Genomic DNA, 22,494 nt, shown 5'->3' on the forward strand with positions numbered 1-22,494 from the left:
CGGCTCTCCCCCCTCTCCGCTCGTCAGGAACGCCCATGACCGTCCCCCGCTCCGCCGAGACCGCCGAACCCGTCGAGCCGGCCCCGGCGCCCCCGCCGCGCCGCACCTTCGGCCTGGCCGCCGCCACGGCCCTCGTCATGGGCAACATCATCGGCGGCGGCATCTTCGCCCTCCCCGCCACCGTCGCCCCCTACGGCACGATCAGCCTGCTCGCCTTCGTCGTGCTCTCGGTCGGCGCGGTCGCCCTCGCGCTGCTCTTCGGCAAGCTGGCGCGGCGCAGCCCGGTCACGGGCGGGCTGTACGTCTACCCGCGGGACGCGTTCGGCGATTTCGCCGGGTTCCTGTCGGCCTGGTCGTACTGGACGATGTGCTGGGTCAGCATCGCCGCCCTGGCCGTCGCGGTCGTCGGCTACGTCGACGTCCTGATACCCCTGCACGGCAACCACGTCTTCCAGGCCGCCGTGGCCATGGCAGCCCTGTGGCTGCCCGCCGCCGCCAACTTCGCGGGCACCCGCTGGGTCGGCGCGGTGCAGGTCGTCTCCACCGTCCTGAAGTTCGTGCCGCTGCTCCTGCTCGCCACGGTCGGCCTGTTCTTCGTCGACGCGGACAACTTCGGTCCGTTCAACGCCTCCGGTCAGAGCGTCTCCGGCGCGCTGGCCGCCTCCGCCGCGCTGCTGCTGTACAGCTTCCTCGGCGTCGAGTCGGCCGCCGTCAGCGCCGGCGAGGTCCGCGATCCCGAGCGCACGGTCGTCCGGGCGAGCGTCCTCGGCACGCTGGCGTCGGCCCTGGTCTACATCCTGGGCACGGTCGCGGTGTTCGGCCTCGTCCCGCACGGCGAACTCGTCGACTCCGGCGCCCCGTTCGCCGACGCGGTGAACGCCCTCACCGGCAGCTCCTGGGGCGGCACGGCCATCGCCCTGGTCGCCGTCGTCTCGATCACCGGCTGCCTCAACGGCTGGATCCTCATGGCCGCGCAGATGCCGTACGCCGCCGCCCGCGACGGCCTCTTCCCCGCACCCTTCGCCCGGGTCGGCAAGGGCGGCGTGCCCGGCTTCGGCGTCTGGGCCTGCGCGGTCCTCGGCACGCTCCTCATCGCCCTCAACTACACGGCGGGCCCGGACACCACGTTCCGCGTCCTCGTCCTGATCACCACGTTCACCGGCTGCGTTCCGTACCTGCTGTCAGCCGCCGCCCAGCTGTACTGGCTGGCCCGCGGCACGGGAGACCGGGTCCGCCCCGCCGGCCTGGTCCGCGACCTGATCGTCGCCGTCCTCTCCTTCGGTTTCTCGTTCTGGCTGATCGCGGGCGCCGGATACGCCGCCGTCTACCAGGGTGTGCTGTTCCTGTTCGCCGGGATTCCGGTGTACGTGTGGCTGCGGGGACGCAAGGACAAGACGGAGGCGCCGGGTTCCCAGCGGGCATAGCATCGGGGCATGCCCGAGGTCGCTGTCGCTGATGCCGAAGTACGTGAGGTCCTGGGAGTCCCGGCGGAGAAGGCGGTGTTCGAGCCGCTCACGCACAATCCGTGGAACGGCGTCACGGCCGGGGTCTGGCGGGTCACCGCCGGCGGCCGGTCGGCCGTCCTGAAGGTGCTGACGCGGACCAAGGAGGTCGGCGTCTCCTGGGCCGCCTCCAACGACCCCCGGCACTGGAACTTCTGGCGCCGCGAGGCGTACGTCTACCAGTCGGGTCTCGCCCAGGTCTGGCAGCGCCACGGCATCCGCGCCCCCCGGCTGCTGGCCTGCGTCGAACGCCCCGGCGGTGACCTGGCGTTGTGGCTGGAGGACGTGCAGGGCGAACCGGCGACGGCCTGGCCGCTCGACCGGCACGTGGAGCACGCGCACCGGCTCGGGGCCGCGCAGGGCGCGGTGGGAGCGGGAGAGGACCGGCCGTGGCTGTCGCAGCGCTTCCTGCGCGACTACACGGCCGGCAAGACGACGGGCCAGGACCTGCTGGATGACGACGAGGCCTGGCGACACCCCCTGGTCCGGGAGCACTTCCCGGCGGGCCTGCGCGAGGACATGGTCCGCCTCCACCACGACCGCGAGTGGTTCCTCACGGTCATGGAGGCCCTGCCGCGCGCCTTCTGCCATCTCGACCATTGGCCGGCCAACGTCCGCTCCGACGGCCGCGACAGTGTCGTTCTCGACTGGGCGTTCGCCGGGGAAGGCGCGCTCGGCGAGGACCTCGGCAACTACCTCCCCGACTGCGTCTTCGACCTGTTCGTCCCCGCCGCCGACCTCCCCGGCCTGGCCAAGGCGGCGTACGACGCCTACCTGCACGGCCTGCGCGTCAGCGGCTGGCGCGGAGACGAACGGCTCGTCCGGCTCGGCGTGTGCGCCTCGGCCGTGAAGTACGACTGGCTCACCGCGCTGATGCTCGCCCGGGCCGACGACGAGCAGGTGGACTACGGCGCCCAGGGCGCCGTCCACGCTGAACTCCGCTACCGCGAACGCGGTCTGACCCTCGCCTTCCTCGCCGGCTGGGCGAGAGAGGCCCGGCTGCTGGCGCCTCGGCTGGGCTTCACGGAGGCGCCGAGCGGCCGCTGACGGCGGATGCGTGAGGCGCACTGCCGGGAGAGGGGAAGGGCATGGTCTCGTTGCCGAAGCGTTTGCCGGACTCCCCGTCGGCGGCCAGGAACATCCGCGCCGCCCGCCACCGATCCCGCCAGGCCGCCTCCTCCAGCCCGGCCTGGCCCAGGTGGTGACGCAGATGAGCGAGCTGCTTGCCGCCCCGCACCACGTGCACCCGGCCCGCCGCCCAGTCCGCCTCCAGACCGGCGAGCCGGTCCTTCAGCGTGTGCAGGCGGCGGGACTTGGCGTGCCACTCCGCCCGCGAGCCGTACCCGCGCACCAGTCCTTCGCGTTTGTGCGCCTTGGCGCCCAGCGGGCGGGCCAGCCGGGCCTCGATCGAGGCGATCTGCCCACGCAGCCACACCAGCTCGGCCGATTGGCCACGCCGGGCCAGCGCCCACTGGTCATGGGTGGCCTTGGTGATGCTACCCGCCCACCGCGCCGACGAACTCCCGGTCAGCTCCCGCTTACGAGCGGCCCACATGGCGGCATCGTGAGCCAGACCCTGCCGGGAGCGTGCTGCGAGATCCCGGGACGCCAGCGCACCCAGGAACCTGCCGACCTCGGCCAACACAGCCGCGTCCGCCTCCGACACCCGCAACCGGGCCCGGATCGCCACCCCCGAAGGGCCGGACACCACAAACGGCGCCGCCACCTCCCGCAGCCCACCCACCCGTCACCCCCGGCCCGGCATCGAACAACCCGTTCACCCACCCAACGAACCCCACACGCCAAGGTCACGCATTCGATACGCAGACTCTCGTTCCCTTCCATCGGGGCCCGCCCACGCCCTCCGGTCGACCGCACCTGGTCGTCAGCGAGGAAGGCGTATACCGGACCCAGCGCCGGGATCCCCGGCTGGCCGTTCCAGCCGGCCGTCACGGCCGACGGCGAACGCCTCACGCTCAGCGCGCCGCAGACCGAAGCCCTGCACCTTCGCGTGGACACCTCCGGTGCCCGGCGGAAGGTCGACCCGGTCGGAACGGCCTATCAGGGCATCGACTAGGGCGAGGGCGGCGTCGCCTTCGGCGCGAAGTTCGCCGTGCTGCGGCCGGGCCGGGTGTCCGTCGGCGACCACGCGGTCGTCACGTCGTGGGGCGAGTCCGAGCTGTGAGCCTCACCGCCGTGCGCGGCCCGCGTGCCGGCCGCCGCCACGGTGCCGCCGGCCGCGCCGCGTCACCACCGGCACGGCGAGGCTGACGACGAGGCCCAGCCCGAGTGCGTACGGCCACCAGCCGAAGCCGGCGTCCTCCGACGCGCCGGCGCTCCGGGGTGCCACGGGGCCGGACGCGGACGCCCCGGGCGCGGTGGGGGAGGGGCTCGGGACGGTTCCGGCGGTCAGGGCGACGTCGTTCCCGTCCCCGGCCCGGTAGTCGATGCGGTAGGTGATGTCGCCCAGCTTCAGACGGGCGCCCTGCCGCAGCCCCTTGAACGTTCCCGAGATCCTGCCGTCGCCCTTGTGTTCGAGGATGGTGACCTCACGAGCCGGCCGGCCCTGGCCCCCGAGGGCCGAGACGTCCAGGTCCCCGGCCAGCCGCACGGGCCCGGTCACCTGCAACGGCTCGTCCCGCAGGACCAGGGTGCCCTCGGAGCTCTGGGTGTAGGCGCCGTTCACGGTGAGGCCGGTCGTGACGGCACCGTCGTTCGTCACCGCTCCCGTGACCGTGCCCTTGCCGGTGAGCGTGGTCGCGACGCGCAGGCCCGCCGGGCCCGCGTCCAGCCGGGCCCCGGCCGCCGTGAGGCGTATGGCCCTGCTGTGCGTGAGCGTGGCGCCCTCGCGCAGGGCCAGCGTGCCCCTGGAGACGGTGGTCGTCCCGGTGTATGTGACGGCGGGCCCCGTCAGGGTCGTCGTAGCGGCTCCCGCCTGGGTGAGCGAGCCGCTGCCGCCGATGCGGGAGAGGGCGAGAGGCCGCTTCGTGTTGCGCAGGACGAGTGAGCCGTCGTTGACGACCTTGTAGTGGCCGCCCGCCGTGTACAGCCCGCTGTCCCCGCCCCGCTTCCCGCTGCCCAGCCGGAGCACCGCGCCCTTCTCGACAGTCGTCGAGCCGTCGTAGTACTGGACGGCCGCGAAGGTCACGTCGTTGCCGGGGGTTCCGGCGATGACGATGTCGCCGGCGCCGGGGGCCGAGAGGGTGTCGTGGAACCTGCCGCCGCCGATGGGGGCGCCGAGCGTCACCGGGCCGTCGTAGTCGAAGGTGAGGCGGGAACGGGAGCGGGCGGCCAGGAGGTTGATGTAGACCGTCTCGGCGGTGCCCGGCATGAAGATCTTGTCGGTCGTGCCGTCGCCCCACTGGACGTTCGCGCCCTTGATGTTGGTGCCGCGTTTGTTGACGTTCTTGCGGGCGGGCGTCCAGTTGAGGGCCGGGTCGCTGAGCGACGGGTCGCTGTCGCCGCCCCGGTCCGACCAGCTGTACTGGCCGGTGAGGACGACCTTGCCGCCGGGCCGCGACTGGACGTTGATGTCGCTGCCGTACTCGCGCTGGTAGAAGTCCATGCCCATCGTGACGGTCCGGCCGAGCGGCGTGTCGACCGTCCAGGTGCCCTGGTTGAGGACCTTGCGAACGTTCGGGAGCGAGGTCGCGTACTCCGGGCGGCCCGCGTTCAGCTGTGTGCCGTTGTCGATCACCCCGGAGAAGGAGTGGGTGCCCGACAGATCCCAGGTGCCCCAGAGGAACCTCGGCTGGGTGATCAGCCCGGAGCCGCTGATGGTGCCGAGGTTGTACGCGCTCCTCAGTGACAGCCGCAGCGTGCCGTCGACCCGGATGTTGTCCTGGTTCAGGCGGAACGCCGGGGTGTCGTACGGGAAGCGGCCGATCAGTCCGGTCGTACCGCCGTCGCCGTACTGGAGCGTCGCACCGCGCGCCACCGTGACCGCCGGCGGGTCGGGGCGGGTGACGGTGACGTACGGGTGGTTCCCGCCCGCCGTCCGCACCCGCTGCCGTCGCTGCGACTCGGGGAGCGTGAAGTCGCTGTCCCTGGTGAGGACCAGGGTCCCGCTGCCGCGCACCGTGAGCGTCCCCTCGCCGCGGAACACGCCGTCGTACGTCGTCGTCCCCGGCGGCACGGTGACGACGGTGTCGCCCGTGAGCGTCACGTCCCGGCCGGCCAGCACGTCGGCGGTGACGTCCCGGGCCCCGGCGGCCGCCGCCGGGGGAGCGACGAGCAGGGAGACGACCGCCGCGAGGACTCCGGCGGCCGCTGCTGTGGTGTGGGTGAGTCTGCGCACGGAGGGGAGACGCGGGCGACGGGCGGCCGATAACAGAAAATCGGCGGTTGCCGTCCGACCGCTCAGTGCCGGGCGAACTGCACTCGCGTCGACTGTTTGACGTCCGGGCGGATCGCGACGCCCTCGACGGTGAGCTGTTCGCCATAGATATCGGTGAGCCTCAGGGGGCCGCCGCAGCCCGTGCCGGCGGGGGAGAGGAAGTAGTTGTACTCGGTCCGGGTCAGCCGGCTCCAGCCGCTGCCCGTCCTGACCTCCAGCCGGGCGAGCGGGTTGCGGTGACCGAGCGCCTGGATGCCGCACCAGTGGCTGCTGGAGCCGGTCTTGTAGCGGATCGAGACGGTGTCGGACGTGCCCGGGCTCAGCAGGCTCCAGGTCACCGGGATCCGGCCGGCGGAGAGGCCGGCGAGTTTCGCGAAGGCCTCTTTGCTGAGGTCGAGCTGGCCGGGGGCGCAGGGCAGTGGGCATTCGTTGGTGATCCGGACCGTGACGGAGGCGCCGTTCGCCGCGCGGACGAGGATGTACGCCCCGCACGCCTTGGACGTCTCGTAGTCGGTGTGGTTCATCGCCGCGACCATGAGATCGGGGCTCGGGCCGTACAGGCAGGCTCCGTCGCCGTCCGCGGCGTCGTAGTGGGTGGCGACCCCCTTGTAGGTGACCTGGGGCTGGATACGTCCCGCCAGCGGTGCCGTGCCGGACGCCGGCCGCGGTGAGGACCGCGGGGCGCCGGTGGGCGAGGGCCGTGCCGACGGGGTGGTCGCGGTCGGCGTCGGGGAGGCCTTGGACGGCTTCGGCTTCGGCTTCTGTTTCGGGCTCGGTTCGGCCCTCTGTTCCGGTGTCGCGGCCGGGGCACTCGACCGGTTGCCGGCGGCGGGCTCGGCAGCGGCTCGCACGGCGTTCTGCTCGCTGTCGGGGCGGAGTGCCATCACCAGGGACAGCAGAACTCCCACCGCTGCCATGGCGACGGCGAGGCCGAGGGCCGTTCGCCGCTTGCGGTGGGGACGGCGGCGGGAGTGGGATGCCACGGTTGCGTCCTTACGTGGTTCAGGGGCATACGCGCTTTCGACCCACCAGTCGCCGCCGGGGCCGGAAAGGTTGCCCCCATTCCCGCAGCCGTCCCTCTTCGTCCCGCCAGACCCGTTGACCTCCTGGTGGCACACCCTTACCTTTTCGGCGTTCGTAATGACAGATGCTGTTCGAAATGCCAGACGACACATCAAGTGACGCATCAGACGACGCATCAGGCGACGTGTCAAACGACGCATCAGGCAACGCCGTGTGTCCCCCAGTGAGAGGCAGGCCCCACCGCATGAGCCGCGACCGCGACCACGCTCTGCCCGAACCCCCCAGCCGCAGACTGCTGCTGAAGGGCGCCGCAGCCGCCGGTGCCCTGGCCGCCGTCCCCGCCGTCCCGGGTGTGGCCCAGGCCGCCACCCCCGCCAGGCCCCCGAAGCCGGCACCCTTCGTGAACCCGCTCGTCCGCAACCGCGCCGACCCGCACATCAACCGGCACAAGGACGGCTTCTACTACTTCACCGCCACCGCCCCCGAGTACGACCGCATCATCCTGCGCCGCTCCCGCACCCTGAACGGCCTGGGCACGGCGGACGAGTCCGTGATCTGGCGCGCCCACCCCACGGGCAACATGGGCGCGCACATCTGGGCGCCCGAACTGCACCGCATCGGCGGCAAGTGGTACATCTACTTCGCCTCCGCGCCCGCCGAGGACGTGTGGGCGATCCGCATATGGGTGCTGGAGAACGCCCATCCCAACCCCTTCAAGGGCACCTGGGTGGAGAAGGGCCAGGTGAAGACGGCCTGGGAAACGTTCTCCCTGGACGCCACCACCTTCACCCACCGGGGCAAGCGCTACCTCGCCTGGGCGCAGCACGAGCCCGGACTGGACAACAACACCGGCATCTTCCTGTCCGAGATGGCGAACCCCTGGACCCTGAAGGGATCCCAGGTCCGGCTCTCCACCCCCGAGTACGACTGGGAGTGCATCGGCTTCAAGGTCAACGAGGGCCCGTACGTCCTCAAGCGCAACGGCCGCCTCTTCATGACGTACTCGGCCAGCGCCACCGACTTCAACTACTGCATGGGCCTGCTGACGGCGGACGCCGACAGTCACCTCCTGGACCCGATGAGCTGGTCCAAGTCGCCGACGCCGGTCTTCACCAGCAACGACACCACCAAGCAGTACGGCCCCGGCCACAACTGCTTCACCGTCGCCGAGGACGGCCGCACCGACGTCCTCGTCTACCACGCCCGCCAGTACAAGGAGATCAACGGCGACCCGCTGAACGACCCCAACCGCCACACCCGCGTCCAGAAGTTCGGCTGGAAGCCCGACGGCACCCCGGACTTCGGCATCCCGGTCGCCGACACCGTGAAGGCGGGTGACTGAGATGAGACGTGCGTACGCGCTCCTCCTCGCCCTGTGCCTGGGCCTGTTCGGCGCCCTCGCCACCGCCGGCCCCGCCCAGGCCGCACCCCAGCTCATCACCAACGGCACCCAGTTCAAGGACACTTCCGGCAACCCGGTCCACGCGCACGGCGGCGGGGTCCTCAAGGTCGGCTCGTACTACTACTGGTTCGGCGAGCACCGCAACGCCGACAACACCTTCCGGTACGTCGACGCCTACCGCTCGACGGACCTGAAGAACTGGGAGTTCCGCAACCACGTCCTGACCGAGGCCAGCGACCCCGAGCTGGCGACCGCCAACATCGAGCGGCCGAAGGTCATGTACAACGCGTCCACCGGCAAGTTCGTGATGTGGATGCACAAGGAGAACGGCACCGACTACAGCGAGGCCCGCGCGGCCGTCGCCGTCTCCGACACCGTCGACGGCAACTACACATGGAAGGGCAGTTTCCGTCCGCTCGGCCAGCACATGTCCCGCGACATCACGGTCTTCGTCGACACCGACGGCGCCGGGTACATGGTCTCCGCCGCCCGCGAGAACTACGACCTCCAGATCTACCGCCTCACCGCCGACTACACCGGTATCGCGAGCCTGGTCGCCAACCCCTGGCCGGGCGGCCACCGCGAGGCCCCGGCCCTGTTCAAGCGGAACGGCGTGTACTTCATGCTGACCTCGGGCGCCACGGGCTGGAACCCCAACCAGCAGCAGTACGCCACGGCCACCAGCATCGCCGGACCCTGGTCGGCCATGAAGAACATCGGCGACTCGACGGCCTACGGCTCGCAGACCGCGTTCGTGCTGCCGGTCCAGGGCACTTCCGGCACCTCGTACCTCTACCTGGGCGACCGCTGGGGCAATTCCTTCGGCGGGACCGTCAACGATTCGCGGTACGTCTGGCTGCCGCTGACCTTTTCCAACTCGACCACGATGGCCATGTCCTGGTCACCCGAGGTCACCATCGACACGGCCGCCGGAACCGTCTCCGGCACGAGCGCCACGTACAACACCCTCATCGCCCGCCACTCCTCCAAGTGCGCGGACGTGACCAGCCAGTCGCTCTGGGCGGGCGCCCAGCTGAAGCAGTACGACTGCAACGGCGGCACCCACCAGAAGTACTGGTTCAAGTCCGTCGGAAGCGGTTACTACCAGCTGATGGTCAGGAACAGCTCCCTGTGCGTGCAGGAGAACGCGAGCACGGTCACGCAGGAGAACTGCTCCTCCGCGACGAGCCAGCAGTGGTCGCTGACCACCACCGGCTCGTACGTGAACGTCAGGTCGCGTGCGACCGGCGAGTGCCTGGACGTGAACGGCGCGTCCACCGCCAACGGCGCCGCGCTCATCACGTACACGTGCAACGGGGGCACCAACCAGCAGTGGACGCGCGGTACCTGACAATCGCCGGGTCGGCCCCTACGTCAGCAGGTCGATCGCGTCGATCGCCGTCCCCGCACTGAGGAAGCCGGTCGTCCCCGACCCGCTCACCACGTCGATCCTGAGCACGTTGTACTGGCTCGCGTCCGTCTTCCAGGCGGACGCCGGGACGCTGTACGTGAACGTGTGGTTGTTGCCGCGGTACGAACCGTTGGTCAGCGACCGGGTGTTCGGCTGGGTGGGCGGGGAGGGGACGGCGGATGTCCAGGCATCGTTCACCGTCACCTGCGGGCGGCCGTTGGCGTACGCCGTCGTCACCCCGATGCGCAGGGTGTGCGCGGCCGCCGCCTGGGCCGCCGTCAGCCGGAAGTACACCAGGATCCCGCTGTTGACGTCCTTCCAGAGGTAGCAGGGGAAGGCCGCGGTCTCGCCGTCGCCGACGACGACGTTCCCCGTCCAGGACGCGGCCCGTACGTCGGACGGATGCGCGTACGTCATCAGGTCCGCGTTCTTGAACCCGCCCGGCGTGCCGTTCCAGTCGCCGATCCGCCAGATCGCGCTCGCGTGGGACGGGTCGTTGGAGGACGGGATGGCGATCGTGTTCAGGGTGGTCGTGCCGCCCGCCGACACGCTCACCGACGTGGTGTACACCGCCAGTTCGCCCTTGAAGACGGTCAGCGTGTACGTGCCCGGCAGCACACCCGTGATGGAGAAGAAGCCGTCCGAGGCACGCGCCGAACCCCAGTACTGCGCGGCCGCGTTGGCCAGCCCGACCGTGTACGGGTACGCGGTGTTCCGCCCGGATATCCCGACCCCCGCCACCTTGCCACGGCCGCTCGCCGGCACGTACCCGGCGATGCCGAGCGAGTCGGCCCACGGCGTGGTCAGCGTGCCCGGGAACAATCCCGAGGAGGGCGCCCCGCCGTCCGTGAAGGCGATCACATACGGGCCCTGGAGGCCGAACCGCTGGTCCTCGGTCTGGTTCTGGCCGTAGTGGAGGATCTCGTACAGGCCGCCGCCGTCCGCGCTCTGGTGGCGCAGCAGCGAGCGGTAGAAGGGGCCGCCGGAGGCCTTCTCGTGGTTGCTGCGCACCATCCACAGGCCGACGCCGCCGGAAGACCAGCCGATGTGGTCGTAGTCCATGACGCGCCGCTTGGAGTAGTGCTTGGAGCGGGTCTGCCCGTCGGACTTGCGGAACACGTCCGAGGCCTCGATGGCGGTGGGCGCGTACGTGTACGAGTCGGGCTCGTCGTTGAGGAACGCGCCCTTCTTCACGCGCACGATGTACCGGGTCGCGGAGACGGACGTGTCGGCCTTGTTCGTCCACAGGTAGACGTTGTTCTCGCCGCTGCGGGCCGCGTAGTAGTGCCGGAGCGTGCCGTGCGTGACCGAGACGAGGATCGTCGAGCCGGACTGCCCGATGCTCACGGTGGAGGCGCCGAGGCCGGACTCGATGTGCGAGTTCATGCCGCCGTAGCCCTGGTACTCCGTGCCCCGGTAGACCAGGGAGGTCAGGTCGCCGGTGGACTTGCTCACCTTGAAGACCAGTTGGGCGCCGGTGTCGACGACGTAGGTGGAGCCGTCGTCGCTCCAGCCGAAGCCGGCTGCGTGTGCCGTGCCGGTGAGGGCCGTGCCGGCGGCGGCGGTGGCGCCGAGGACGAAGGCGCGGCGGCGGACCGGTCTGTTCACGGATCCGGGCATGGGGGGTGCCTCCTTCGGGAGGTGGGGGGTTGCGGGCGAGAGCGAGAGTGACAGTTGAATCGATTTCGCGAAAGGGCTTTCGCAGCCGCGTAGGCAGGATCCTCGGGAAATCGGGCCTAGGTCTAGAAAGCGCTTGCCAGAGGCGATACGTTCAGCCGCCAAGCCTTGTCACCGTGACGGAGGAGTTGCGAGTGAGACGTTTCACCATCGCCGCGCTGGCGGCCGTGACGAGCACCGCCCTGGCCGCCGTACCCGCCCACGCGGACGAGGCCGGCGGAAGGCCGGGCCTCGCGCACTGCGCCGACGGCGCCTGCCACTTCGACGTCCCGCCCGGCACGTACGACGTGCGGGTCGTGCTCGGTGGCCAGAGCGCGTCCGCCACCAGCATCAGCGGCGAGACCCGCCGGTCCCTGCTGCCGGAGACGGCCGCACCGGCGGGCGAGCGCGTCACCCGCAGCTTCACCGTGAACGTCCGCACCCCCGAGGGCGAGCCCACCGGCCCCGACGGAACCCCCGGCCTCGACCTGCGCGTCGGCGGTTCCGCCCCCGCCCTGGCCGGCATCCAGGTCACCCCCGCCCGGCACACTCGCCAGATCTTCCTGGTCGGCGACTCCACCGTCTGCGACCAGCCCGGCGACCCGTACTCCGGCTGGGGCCAGCAGCTGCCCCAGTACCTCCGCCGGGGCGTGTCCGTCGCCAACTACGCCGACTCCGGGGAGAGTACGGTCACGTATCTGGGGAACCCGCGGCTGTGGGCCACCGTACGGCCCCTCATCCGCCCCGGCGACCTGGTCCTCGTCCAGCTCGCCCACAACGACAAGACCACGGACGAGGCCACCTACCGGGCCAACCTGGAGGCTCTGGTGGCGGGAGTCCGCGAGCGGGGTGGACAGCCGGTCCTTGTCACTCCCATCGTGCGGCGCTGGTTCAACACCGACGGCACGCTGAACAACGGAACCGCGCTCCTGGTCAACGGCCTGGGCGTCGACCACCCGGCGGTCACCCGCTCCGTCGCCGCCGAGCGAGACGTCCCGCTGATCGACCTCACCGCCAGGACGAAGGCACTCGTCGAGTCCCTGGGCGTGGAGGGCTCCAAGGCCCTGTACCTCACCAACGAGGCGCGGGACAACACGCACACCTCCGTGCGCGGTGCCACGGCCTACGCGGGCCTGGTCCGCGACGAACTCGTCACCCGGCATCTGGTGCCGAAGGGCAAGGTGCGGGTGGGATGAACCCCTGGGGCGCCCCGACCGGAACCGGGGCGCTCCAGGTCCAGCCCGTTCGCCCGTTCCGACCTGTCCCAGCACGAAAGAGACGCGATGCAGCTGCCTCCCGCCGACCGCACGGCCTCCTCGATCACCGGCTACACCCGCGCCCACTGGGAGGCGGCGGCCGATGCCCTGCTCACCGCAGTCGAGCCGTACGCGACCGGGGACCGCGCGCTCTACCACCTGCCCGGCGACCGCACCAGCTGGTCGGGCCGCCTCTCCGACGGCCTGGAGGGCTACGCCCGCACGCTGCTGCTGGCCGCCTTCCGCCGCGACGAGAAGGCGCTGGAGAGCTACGCCGAGGGACTGGCCGCCGGAGTCTCGGGCGTCTGGCCCCGCATCGAGGACCGCAGCCAGCCCCTGGTGGAGGCGGCGTCGATCGCACTCGCCCTGCGGCTGACCCGGGAACTGCTGTGGGACCGGCTGGACGACGGCGTACGGCAGCGGGCGGCCGGCTGGCTCGGCGACGCGCTCACCGCCGAGGCCTGGCCCTGCAACTGGGAGCTGTTCCCGGTCACGGTGGGCGGCTTCCTGGCCGAGATCGGACACGAGCCGGACGCGTCCCGCGCGGCGATCGACCGCGGCCTGGAGCGCATCGAGCAGTGGTACCTGGGCGACGGCTGGTACACCGACGGCGACGGCCGCAAGTTCGACTACTACAACGGCTGGGCCATGCACCTCTACCCGGTGCTGCACGCCTGGCTGGAGCGGGACGAGCGCCTGCTGGACCTGTACGGGACGCGCCTCGAACGCCATCTCTCCGACTACGCCCGCCTGTTCGGCGGCGACGGCGCTCCCCTGCACCAGGGCCGCTCCCTGACCTACCGCTTCGCGACGACGGCACCGCTGTGGCTGGGCGCCCTGACCGGCCGTACGCCGCTCTCCCCGGGCGAGACCCGGCGCCTGGCCTCGGGAGCACTGCGCTACTTCCTCGACCGGGGCGCGGTCGACGACCGGGGGCTGCTGTCCCTGGGCTGGCACGGCCCCGACGAGTCGGTCCTCCAGGGCTACTCGGGCCCGGCCTCCCCGTACTGGGCCAGCAAGGGCTTCCTCGGCCTGCTCCTGCCGCCCGGCCACGAGGTGTGGACGGCGGCTGAGGAACCGGCCCCGGCCGAACGCGCGGACGCCGTCACCCCTGTCGGCCCGCCCAACTGGCTGCTCCAGTCCACCCGTCGCGACGGCGTGGTCCGCCTGCACAACCACGGCAGTGAGGACGTCCGCTACGACCCGTACTACACGCGCCTGGCCTACTCGACCGTGACGGCGCCCTCCCCCTCCTACGACAACAGCGTGCTCGTCGGCGACGACCCGAGCCGCACCGGCATCGAACCGCTGGGCGTCGGCGAGGGCTGGGCGGCCTCGGGCCACACCGCGGGCGGGGGAGCCCGGGTGACGAGCGTGGTGCTCGCGCACGGGGCGGCGGAGGTGCGGGCGCATCTGGTGACGGGCACGGAGCCCGGGACGCCGGTGCGGATGACCGGCTGGCCGGCGGGAGAGGGCTTGCGGGCCGAACTCCTGCCCGCCGCGGGCCTCGACGACACCCTCTCCGGTGTCACCGGCGAGGGCGCCACGCTCTTCGTCGCCCTGGCCCGGCTGACGGGGGAGCCGGATCCGGTCCCGCTGGCGGAGCTGGTCTCCGTGCGGGTGGACGAGACAGGGGTGGTCGAGGTCCGCTGGAGCGACGGGGACGGGGCGCGGGTCCGGCTGGACGATTCGGGAGTGGAAGTAGCGCCGCTCACATGACGCGCCGACCCTTCGAAACCGCCGACGACATGGCAAAGGCAAGGAGAGAACTCTCCTTGCCACTCTCAACGTATAGCGCACCGGGGGGCTTGCCGCAAGGCCCGGGTCAGGGCGCAGAATCGCCGGCCGGTGCCACACACTGCGGAAATGGGGAACGCGTCGGATGGCTGAGCACTACGTGCGGGATCTTCAAGAGATCGACGAGACACAGGTCGCGGTCGTCGGCGGCAAGGGAGCGCACCTGGGCAGGCTCTCGCGGATCGAGGGCGTCCGCGTACCGGCCGGCTTCTGCGTGACGACGGAGGCCTTCCGGCGGATCATGGCGGAAGCGCCGTCGATCGACGATCTGCTCGACCGGTTGTCGCGCGTGAACCCGGACGACCGGGAGGCGGTCCGCACGCTCAGCGCGCGGATCCGCCGCACCATCGAAGGCATCGCCATCCCGGGCGATCTCGCGGCGGCGATCACCCGCGCGCTTTCCCGCCACGGCGAGCAGGCCGCCTACGCCGTCCGGTCCAGCGCGACGGCGGAGGACCTGCCGACGGCATCCTTCGCCGGCCAGCAGGACACGTACCTGAACATCGTGGGGCCGGCGGCGGTCCTGCGGCACGTCAGCCGGTGCTGGGCCTCGCTGTTCACCGAGCGGGCCGTGACCTACCGCCGGCGCGGCGGCATCGACCACCGTACGGTCCACATGGCCGTGGTCGTGCAGCGGATGGTCTTTCCGCGGGCGGCCGGCATCCTGTTCACGGCCGACCCCGTCACCGGCAACCGGAAGGTCGCCACCGTGGACGCCGGCCTCGGCCTCGGCGAGGCCCTGGTCTCCGGCCTGGTGAACCCGGACGTCTTCAAGGTGCGCGACGGCGAAGTCGCGGCCAGGACGATCGCCGCCAAACAGCGTGCCGTGCACGCCCTGCCGGGCGGCGGCACGCACGAGGTGGCGATCGACGCGCCGCGGCAGGAGCAGCCGGCGCTGACGGATGAGCAGGTCGTGCGGCTCGTGCGGCTCGGGCGGCGGATCGAGGCGCACTTCGGCCGCCCGCAGGACATCGAGTGGTGCCTGGACGGTGATGACTTCCACATCGTCCAGAGCCGGCCGATCACGACGCTGTTCCCCATCCCGGAGACCGGCGACCAGGAGAATCACGTCTACGTCTCCGTCGGACATCAGCAGATGATGACCGACGCCATGAAGCCCCTGGGGCTTTCCCTGTGGCAGCTGACGGCCATGGTGCCGATGCGCGAGGCAGGCGGGAGGCTGTTCGTCGACGTCACCCGGCGCCTGGCCTCGCCCGCCAGTCGCGCCGGCCTCCTCGACATGGTGGGGAGAGGCGATCCGCTGGTCAGGGACGCGCTGGAGACCGTCCTCGACCGCGACGACTTCGTCCCGTCGCTCCCGGACGCGGGCCCCGGTGGGCGGCCTTCGGGCGGTCGCGCGTCCGCCCCGATCGAGACCGATCCGGCCATCGTCACCGAGCTGATCGAGCGCAGCCAGGCCTCCGTCGCCGCCCTGGAGCGCGACATCCGGACGAAGACCGGCCCGGCGTTGTTCGACTTCCTGCTGGAGGCCTTCGAGGAGCACAAGCGCGTCCTCGGTGATCCGCTGAGCATGCAGGTGATCATGGCGGGGATGGAGGCCACGTGGTGGCTCAACGACAAGCTGCAGGAGTGGCTGGGCGAGAAGAACGCGGCTGACACGCTCACCCTGTCCGCGCCCGACAACATCACCTCGGAGATGGGACTGGCGCTGCTCGACGTCGCGGACGCGATCCGCCCCCATCCGGAGGTCGTGGCGTTCCTGGAGGGCGTCGAGGACGACGGCTTCCTGGACGAGCTGGTGAAGCTCCCGGGCGGTACCGAGGCGCGTGACGCCATCGAGACCTACCTCGACCGGTACGGCATGCGCTGCGTCGGCGAGATCGACATCACGAGGCCGCGCTGGCGCGAACGACCCAGCACGCTCGTGCCCGTGATCCTCGACAACGTCAGGCACTTCGGGCCGGGCGCCGCCGAGCGCCGCTTCGAGGAAGGCCGGCGGAAGGCGCTGCAGCGGGAACAGGATGTGCTGGCACGCCTGCGGGCCCTGCCGGACGGGCAGCGGAAAGCCGACGAGACCAAGCGGATGATCGACCGGGTCCGCACCTTCATCGGGTACCGGGAGTATCCGAAGTACGGCATCGTCAGCCGCTACTTCGTCTACAAGCAGGCCTTGATGGAGGAGGCCGGGCGCCTCGTGCGGGCAGGCGTGCTCGCCGAGCAGGAGGACGTCTTCTACCTCACGTTCCAGGAACTCCACGACGTCGTGCGCTCGAACCAGGTGGACGACCGGCTCATCCGGGAGCGCAAGGACGCCTTCCGGTCGTACCAGGCGCTCACCCCGCCCCGGGTGCTCACCTCGGATGGCGAGGCCGTCACCGGGGCGTACCGGCGCGACGACGTGCCGGCCGGTGCCCTGGTCGGCCTGCCGGTCTCCGCCGGGACTGTCGAGGGGAGGGCCCGCGTCATCCTCGACATGGCGGAGGCCGATCTCGAGGCGGGCGACATCCTGGTCACGACCTACACGGACCCCAGCTGGTCGCCGCTGTTCGTCTCCGTCGCGGGTCTGGTGACGGAGGTGGGCGGCCTGATGACCCATGGCGCGGTGATCGCCCGGGAGTACGGTTTGCCGGCCGTGGTGGGCGTGGAGCAGGCCACCCGGCTGATCCGGGACGGGCAGCGGATCCGTGTGCACGGGACCGACGGGTACGTCGAGATCCTGTCTTGATCCACCTGGCTAGTGCCGCGACAGGAACGTTTGCCCGCCAAGGAGCGGCGTCCGGTGCGTGCTCTCGGCGTGCCGCCCGGAAGCCCTCGTACTGGACGTACTTGGGCTTCCGGACGGTGCGGCGAGAGGGCGTACCGGGCGTCGCGACGGGGCGAACGTTGCCTGTCGCGGCACTAGCGTGGCCCCATGACCGCTCATCCGAAGCAGACACCGGACGCGGGGGCCGACGCCGCCTTCGCCGCCCTTCACCACGCCGAGGAGCCCCTCCTGCTGCCCAACGCCTGGGACTGCGCGTCCGCGCGGGCCCTGGCCGGGCAGGGGTTCCGGGCGATCGGGACGACGAGCCTGGGCGTCGCCGCGGCCGCGGGACTTCCCGACGGCGCGGCGGCGACCCGCGCGGAGACGCTCCGGCTGGCCCGTTCTCTCGGCCAGGAGCCGTGGCTGTTGTCCGTCGACGCCGAGGGAGGCTTCAGCGACGACCCGGACGAGGTGGCGCAGTTCGCGTGCGAGCTGTACGCCGTGGGGGTCGTCGCCATCAACCTGGAGGACGGACTCGGGCCGACCGACCGGCACGCGGCGAAGATCGCCGCGGTCAAGGAGGCCGTCCCCGGCCTCTTCGTCAACGCCCGCACCGACACTCACTGGCTCGGCGACGGCGACGCCACGGAAACGTTCGCCCGGCTCGACGCCTACCAACAGGCGGGCGCGGACGGCGTGTTCGTCCCCGGCCTCGCCGACCTGCGGCAGATCACCGCCCTGGTGCGCCACGTGCACGCACCCCTCAACATCCTCTACTCGCCGGCCGGTCCCGCCGTCTCCCACCTCGCCGACGCCGGCGTACGCCGGATCAGCCTCGGCTCGCTGCTGTACCGCCGGGCGCTGGGCGCGGCCCTGGAGGCGGTGGCGGAGATCCGGGCCGGCCGGACGCCGGCGGGGCGGACACCGTCGTACCGGGAAGTGGCCGATCAGGTCCCACCGCGGTAGGCCGCCGCGTCAGGTGCCGAGCGCGGCGACCAGCCGCGACACGGCGGCGAGGTCCGGCAGGCTCCGCAGACAGGTGAGGACCTGCCGGCCCGCGAACTCTCGCTGCGCCGCGGTCACCGCCGGATCGACGGCGCACTCGGCCTGCACACGGATGTAGTTCAGGTCCGTGGCGAAGAGCATCGAGAACGACTCCGGGCCGGTGACCTCGGCCCGGCCCCCGGCATCGCGGTAGGCCCGGGTCAGGCGCCGGGCGGCCGCGATGTCCACCTCGCCCCGGCCCGACCACACGTACACGGCACGCGCGAACTCCCGTGCAGCCGAGACCGGCCCGGCGTTGTCCCAGTCGAGGAGGACCGGCCCGGCGCGGCCGACCAGGACGTTCTGGGGGTGGAGATCGAGGTGCGACATCACGAGGCCGCCGGCGTCCGACGGCGTCACCCAGTGCGCCAGCCGGGGAGCGGACGTCGTGATGAACCGGTCCAGTTCGTCCGCCCACGGCAGGCCGGCGTCCCGCACCTTCTTCAGGACGTCCTCCCAGTCGGCCTCGTCGGGACACCGCTCGTACCAGTCTCCCGGCATCTCGTCGGCGCCCTCACCGGCCCGGTGCAACAGCGCCATGGTCCGGCCGAACCAGTCCAGGACGTCCGGGTCGGAGGCGTCCGCGCGGGTGCCGTCGACCCAGTCGTACAGCTTCACGCACGACCCGCCCGGGCCGAGCCGGGAGACGTGCGCGCCCCGCCGGTTCGGGTGGAGCCGGGGCGAGGCGATGCCCAGGCCGGCCGCTGAGTCCCGGAGCGTGGCCTCGCGGCGGACCTGCTCCTCGTCGCAGCCGAAGAGCAGCTCCTTCACGGCCCACGAGGACCCGTTCCCGGTGAGCTTCCAGATCTGGCCCAGGGCGCCCCGCGTGACGGGCGTCATCGACCAGGGGCCGGTGCCGAGCGAGTAGATCTCCGCTATGGAGCCGGCTGTGTCACGCATCGGTCGTCCTCTTCTCGCGGGGCCAGTTCTGAAGCAGTACGTGCAGGGCGTCGATCGACCTGTCCCAGGACGCCTGTACGTCACGGGGCGCGCCGAAGGCGCCGGTGGACTCCAGGGCGCAGTAGCCGTGGAAGGTGCTGCGCAGCAGGCGCACGGCGTCCGTGAGGTCGGGTTCCTCCAGGCCGTAGGCGCGGAGCATGCCGTAGGTGACGTCGGCCGTGCGGCGCATCGCGGGGGAGTCCGTGAGGAGGTCCTGGTCGATCGGGAGCTGGGTCGCCGCGTACCGGCCGGGGTGTTCCAGGGCGTAGGCCCGGTAGGCGCCGGCGAAGGCGCCGAGCGTGTCCCGGCCGGCCTCCCGCCCCTCGACCGCCGCCGCGATCCGGTCGATCATCTCGCCGCCCGCGAGGAGGGCCAGGCGGGTGCGCAGGTCCTTCAGGTTCCGGACGTGCGTGTACAGACTCGCGTCCTTCACGCCGAAGCGGCGGGCCAGGGCGGAGAGGGTGACATGGTCCAGGCCGGCCTCGTCGGCGAGGTCGGCCGCGGCGGCGACGAGGCGGTCGGGGGTGAGGCCGGCTCTGGGCATGAGGGAAGAGCGTAGTACGGGCTCAGCGGATCGGCGCGTAGATCACACCCAACTTGTCGATCTCCGCGCCCGCGCGGCCCGTGAAGCCCACGATCTGCCGGCCCGCGGGGGCCGTGAAGGTCTTCGCGTCGGACGTGGCGGTGCCGGCGGACAGGCTGCGGTTCTTGTCGGTCGTGAAGGACGCCGAGAAGATCCTGGTGCGGCCGTCCTTCTGGCCCTGCGTCAGCTTCACCGAGGTCAGGTGCTCGCCCGGGGCCAGCGTCAGCGAGGCCGCCGTGCCGCCCGTGCCGCCGTGGGTGAGGGCCGTACCGCCGTCATGGGTCAGGGACACCGAGTCCAGGCGGGTGGCGCCGCGCAGGGTGAGGGTGCGGGGAGCGGGGTTCGCCGGCAGGTCGTCCGCGTCGTTGAAGGCCGTGCCGTGCGGGCCGCCGAAGAAGTCGCTCGCGCGCAGGGACGAGTCGAGCGTGTAGGAGAAGTCGACCGCGTGCGGGAAGTGGTCGGAGAGATGCTTGCCGTCCGAGCGGAGGAAATCCTTCCAGTCGTTGGCGTAGCGGGTCGCGGTCAGGGTCAGCAGCTTGCTGCCCCGGTACAGGACCTTGTCCACGACCTCGCAGTCGTTCGCCGGCGCCGCTTCGTCACAGACCAGCGCGTCACTGCCCTGGGCCGGGGGCGTACCGCCCTTGATCAGCTTCACCCACGCGTCCGTCAGGCCGTTCTCGGACAGCAGGGTGCGGATGTTGTCACCGGTGCGGGTGTACCGCGTGTTCGTGTCGCCCATGACGATGACCGCGTTGCCCGCCGAGTTCGCCTGGATGAAGTCCGAGAGCTGCTCGACGTTGGCCCGGCGTGCGGCGAGCGCGTCGTCGGTCGAGTCGGCGTTGGTGTGGACGTTGTACAGGTCGACGAAGACGCCCTCCGCGATCCTGACCCGCGCCAGCGAGAATCCCTTGGGCGTCAGGCAGTTGGTGCCCGTGCAGTCCTTCCACTTCACCCGCTGGAAGTCCTCGAAGGGGTGGTCCGAGAGGGTGTTGAGCCCGTCGCCGAAGGCCGCGCCACCGCTGGTCGCCGTGCGGTACGGGTGCTTGTCGCCGGCGTACAGCGAGGCGTGGTAGTTGAAGTCCTCCTGCACGTTCACGATGTCGTACGGCCCGAGCCGCTGCCCGATCAGCGGGGTGTTGGTCTCGGGGTCGCTGTCGCCTAGCCCCAGGGGGAGGCCCGCGATGTTGTACGTCAGCACGTTGAAGGAACCGGAGTCCGCGGCGGCGGCGGGCGTCGCGGAGGTCGCGGTCAGTCCGGTGAGGGTCACAGCGGCAGCGGCGAGGGTGCCGAGGAGTCGTCTCATGGTGGGGGTGTCTCCGGTCGGGGAGGCGGAGCGGGACATGAACGATGTTCAGGTTCGACGCCAACTCGGGTGATGCGCAAGGGACTCGGGGGAAACAGTTGAAGATGAAACGGCGGACAGACCCTAGGACCGCGCCCACGGCCGCAGCTTCTCCGGGTTGCGGACCGCCCAGATCCGGGTGACGCGCCCGTCGGAGACGTCGAACGCGGCCACGGTCATGACGACGCCGTCCCGTTGGGCCACCAGCCCCGGAACGCCGTTGACCGTCCGCTCCAGGAGTTCGAGCCCCGGAGCCTTGTCGGCGATGGCGGCCATGTACTGGGCGATGCGCGCGCCGCCCTCGACCGGGCGCAGGGCGGCGCCGCCCATGCCGCCGCCGTCGGCGGTCATCACGGCGGCCGGGTCGAGGACGCCGACGAGAGCCGCGATGTCCTTGCTCTCCCAGGCCTCTTTGACGTGCCTCACCACGTCGGCCCGGCCGGTCGCCGGCACTGGAGCGCTCGCGGCGCCCACCCGCCGCCGGGCGGAGGCCGCCAGCTGTTTGCAGGCCGCTGGAGTCCGGCCGAGGACGCGGGCGATCTCGGCGAACGGATAGCGGAAGACGTCATGCAGGACGAACGCCACCCGCTCCGCGGGCGTCATCGACTCCAGGACGACGAGGAAGGCCATGGACACCGACTCGTCCAGGACGATCTGGTCGGCGGGGTCCGCGGGACCGGTCGGGCCGGTGCCGCCCGCCCGGTCCCACTCGGTCCGGTCGGGCAGCGGCTCGGGCAGCCACGCGCCCACATAGCGTTCCCGGCGGGCCCGGGCCGAGCCCAGCAGGTCCAGGCAGATGCGGCCGGTCACCGTCGTCAGCCAGGCGCCCGGGGACCGGATCTCCTCCTGCCGGCTGCGCGGCAGCCCGTACCAGCGGGCGTAGGCATCCTGCACCGCGTCCTCGGCCTCGGTCACCGAACCCAGCAAACGGTAGGCGACATTGATCAGTTGGCGTCGCTCGCCGGCTATCCCGTCCGTGCCGCCCCCGGCAGTCCCCATGCTTCCGGCCGCCCCCTCGCCTTACCTTTCGCAGGCCCGCGTCGTCGAACTGGTGAGACCTTATCGATCCACTGCCCGAGGGCGGACAAGGGGAACTGTGACATGGCCACTCAGGTGACGGCGACGGCGACGGCTACGGCGGACGTACAGCGCGGCTCCTCCTTCCTGCGGGTCGCGATCGCCCTGCAGACCCTGACCATCTTCCTCCAGGCGGTCTCCGCGGGACTGCTGCTGACCTCGTCCTACGGAGAGACGCTGCACAGTGCCGGAGCCCGCGTGATGTACGGGGCGTCGATGCTGTACCTGCTCGCGGCGGTGCTGGCGTGGAAGCCGGGCGGCGGCTGTGCCCGGCCCATCTGGCACGCGTCGGGTTTCCTCGTCCTCGCCTCGGTCCAGGTCGTGCTCGGCATCGCGCACGTCCCGTCGGTCCATCTCCCGCTGGGTGTCCTGATGTTCGGTCTGAGTGTGCTGGCGCTGGTCCGGCGCTGAGGCCCCGGTGA

At 71.5% G+C, this 22,494-nt stretch carries 16 protein-coding genes and 1 pseudogene; 9 read left to right on the forward strand and 8 right to left on the reverse strand.

Annotated elements, in window-relative coordinates; genetic code table 11:
- The first annotated feature begins 35 nt into the window (after positions 1-35).
- Together AC07F0_RS31385 and AC07F0_RS31390 are read left to right on the forward strand one after the other, a co-directional pair.
- Positions 36-1,424, forward strand: a complete 1,389-nt coding sequence (locus AC07F0_RS31385) for an amino acid permease (RefSeq protein WP_478983380.1) — start codon at positions 36-38, stop codon at positions 1,422-1,424.
- A 9-nt stretch (positions 1,425-1,433) separates the two neighbouring features.
- On the forward strand, positions 1,434-2,549 hold the full coding sequence (locus AC07F0_RS31390) for an aminoglycoside phosphotransferase family protein (RefSeq protein WP_478983381.1): 1,116 nt from the start codon (positions 1,434-1,436) through the stop codon (positions 2,547-2,549).
- 22 nt (positions 2,550-2,571) lie between these two features.
- Here AC07F0_RS31390 and AC07F0_RS31395 read toward each other — a convergent pair.
- From AC07F0_RS31395 to AC07F0_RS31405, 3 genes and pseudogenes are all read right to left on the reverse strand, one after another.
- Positions 2,572-3,246, reverse strand: a pseudogene (locus AC07F0_RS31395) (IS200/IS605 family accessory protein TnpB-related protein); the annotation flags it as partial.
- A 444-nt stretch (positions 3,247-3,690) separates the two neighbouring features.
- Positions 3,691-5,799, reverse strand: a complete 2,109-nt coding sequence (locus AC07F0_RS31400) for an autotransporter-associated beta strand repeat-containing protein (RefSeq protein ID WP_478983382.1) — start codon at positions 5,797-5,799, stop codon at positions 3,691-3,693.
- Between the two features lie 62 nt (positions 5,800-5,861).
- Positions 5,862-6,821: an expansin EXLX1 family cellulose-binding protein gene (locus AC07F0_RS31405; protein ID WP_478983383.1), complete on the reverse strand. Its 960-nt coding sequence runs from the start codon at positions 6,819-6,821 to the stop codon at positions 5,862-5,864.
- 284 nt (positions 6,822-7,105) lie between these two features.
- On the opposite strand from AC07F0_RS31405, the gene AC07F0_RS31410 reads away from it, so the two are divergent.
- Together AC07F0_RS31410 and AC07F0_RS31415 are read left to right on the forward strand one after the other, a co-directional pair.
- On the forward strand, positions 7,106-8,203 hold the full coding sequence (locus tag AC07F0_RS31410) for a glycoside hydrolase family 43 protein (RefSeq protein ID WP_478983384.1): 1,098 nt from the start codon (positions 7,106-7,108) through the stop codon (positions 8,201-8,203).
- Position 8,204: 1 nt separating this feature from the next.
- A complete protein-coding gene (locus AC07F0_RS31415) occupies positions 8,205-9,614 on the forward strand; it encodes an RICIN domain-containing protein (protein ID WP_478983415.1) in 1,410 nt (469 codons plus the stop codon).
- An 18-nt stretch (positions 9,615-9,632) separates the two neighbouring features.
- Here the strand turns inward: AC07F0_RS31415 and AC07F0_RS31420 are convergent, their stop codons facing one another.
- Positions 9,633-11,294 carry a rhamnogalacturonan lyase B N-terminal domain-containing protein gene (locus AC07F0_RS31420; protein ID WP_478983385.1) on the reverse strand — a complete coding sequence of 554 codons (1,662 nt, stop codon included), beginning with the start codon at positions 11,292-11,294 and terminating at the stop codon, positions 9,633-9,635.
- Positions 11,295-11,485: 191 nt separating this feature from the next.
- Here AC07F0_RS31420 and AC07F0_RS31425 point away from each other — a divergent pair, with 191 nt between their 5' ends.
- The 4 genes from AC07F0_RS31425 to AC07F0_RS31440 all read left to right on the forward strand — a co-directional run bounded on the left by AC07F0_RS31425 (position 11,486) and on the right by AC07F0_RS31440 (position 18,053).
- Positions 11,486-12,526, forward strand: coding sequence for a rhamnogalacturonan acetylesterase (locus tag AC07F0_RS31425; protein WP_478983386.1), 1,041 nt, complete (start codon positions 11,486-11,488; stop codon positions 12,524-12,526).
- An 87-nt stretch (positions 12,527-12,613) separates the two neighbouring features.
- Positions 12,614-14,305: a DUF2264 domain-containing protein gene (locus tag AC07F0_RS31430; protein ID WP_478983387.1), complete on the forward strand. Its 1,692-nt coding sequence runs from the start codon at positions 12,614-12,616 to the stop codon at positions 14,303-14,305.
- A 163-nt stretch (positions 14,306-14,468) separates the two neighbouring features.
- The gene (gene rph / locus AC07F0_RS31435) at positions 14,469-17,069 is read left to right on the forward strand and encodes a rifamycin-inactivating phosphotransferase (RefSeq protein WP_478983388.1); all 2,601 of its coding nucleotides are present in this window, start codon (positions 14,469-14,471) and stop codon (positions 17,067-17,069) included.
- A gap of 186 nt (positions 17,070-17,255) precedes the next feature.
- A complete protein-coding gene (locus AC07F0_RS31440) occupies positions 17,256-18,053 on the forward strand; it encodes an isocitrate lyase/PEP mutase family protein (protein WP_478983389.1) in 798 nt (265 codons plus the stop codon).
- A gap of 9 nt (positions 18,054-18,062) precedes the next feature.
- Here AC07F0_RS31440 and AC07F0_RS31445 read toward each other — a convergent pair whose 3' ends face one another.
- From AC07F0_RS31445 to sigJ, 4 genes are all read right to left on the reverse strand, one after another.
- Positions 18,063-19,031 carry a phosphotransferase enzyme family protein gene (locus tag AC07F0_RS31445; protein WP_478983390.1) on the reverse strand — a complete coding sequence of 323 codons (969 nt, stop codon included), beginning with the start codon at positions 19,029-19,031 and terminating at the stop codon, positions 18,063-18,065.
- Entirely contained in the window at positions 19,024-19,614 is a 591-nt protein-coding gene (locus tag AC07F0_RS31450; protein WP_478983391.1) for a TetR/AcrR family transcriptional regulator, read from the reverse strand. The genes AC07F0_RS31445 and AC07F0_RS31450 overlap by 8 nt, the downstream gene beginning before the upstream one ends.
- Before the next feature lie 22 nt (positions 19,615-19,636).
- Complete coding sequence (locus tag AC07F0_RS31455) at positions 19,637-20,956, reverse strand: jacalin-like lectin (RefSeq protein ID WP_478983392.1); 1,320 nt, start codon at positions 20,954-20,956, stop codon at positions 19,637-19,639.
- A 123-nt stretch (positions 20,957-21,079) separates the two neighbouring features.
- Positions 21,080-21,994, reverse strand: coding sequence for an RNA polymerase sigma factor SigJ (gene sigJ / locus AC07F0_RS31460; RefSeq protein ID WP_478983393.1), 915 nt, complete (start codon positions 21,992-21,994; stop codon positions 21,080-21,082).
- Between the two features lie 102 nt (positions 21,995-22,096).
- Between sigJ and AC07F0_RS31465 the strand changes: the two genes are divergently transcribed.
- Complete coding sequence (locus tag AC07F0_RS31465; RefSeq protein ID WP_436727624.1) at positions 22,097-22,483, forward strand: hypothetical protein; 387 nt, start codon at positions 22,097-22,099, stop codon at positions 22,481-22,483.
- Positions 22,484-22,494 lie beyond the last annotated feature (11 nt).

It is taken from the genome of Streptomyces sp. NPDC045955, from assembly GCF_056430805.1.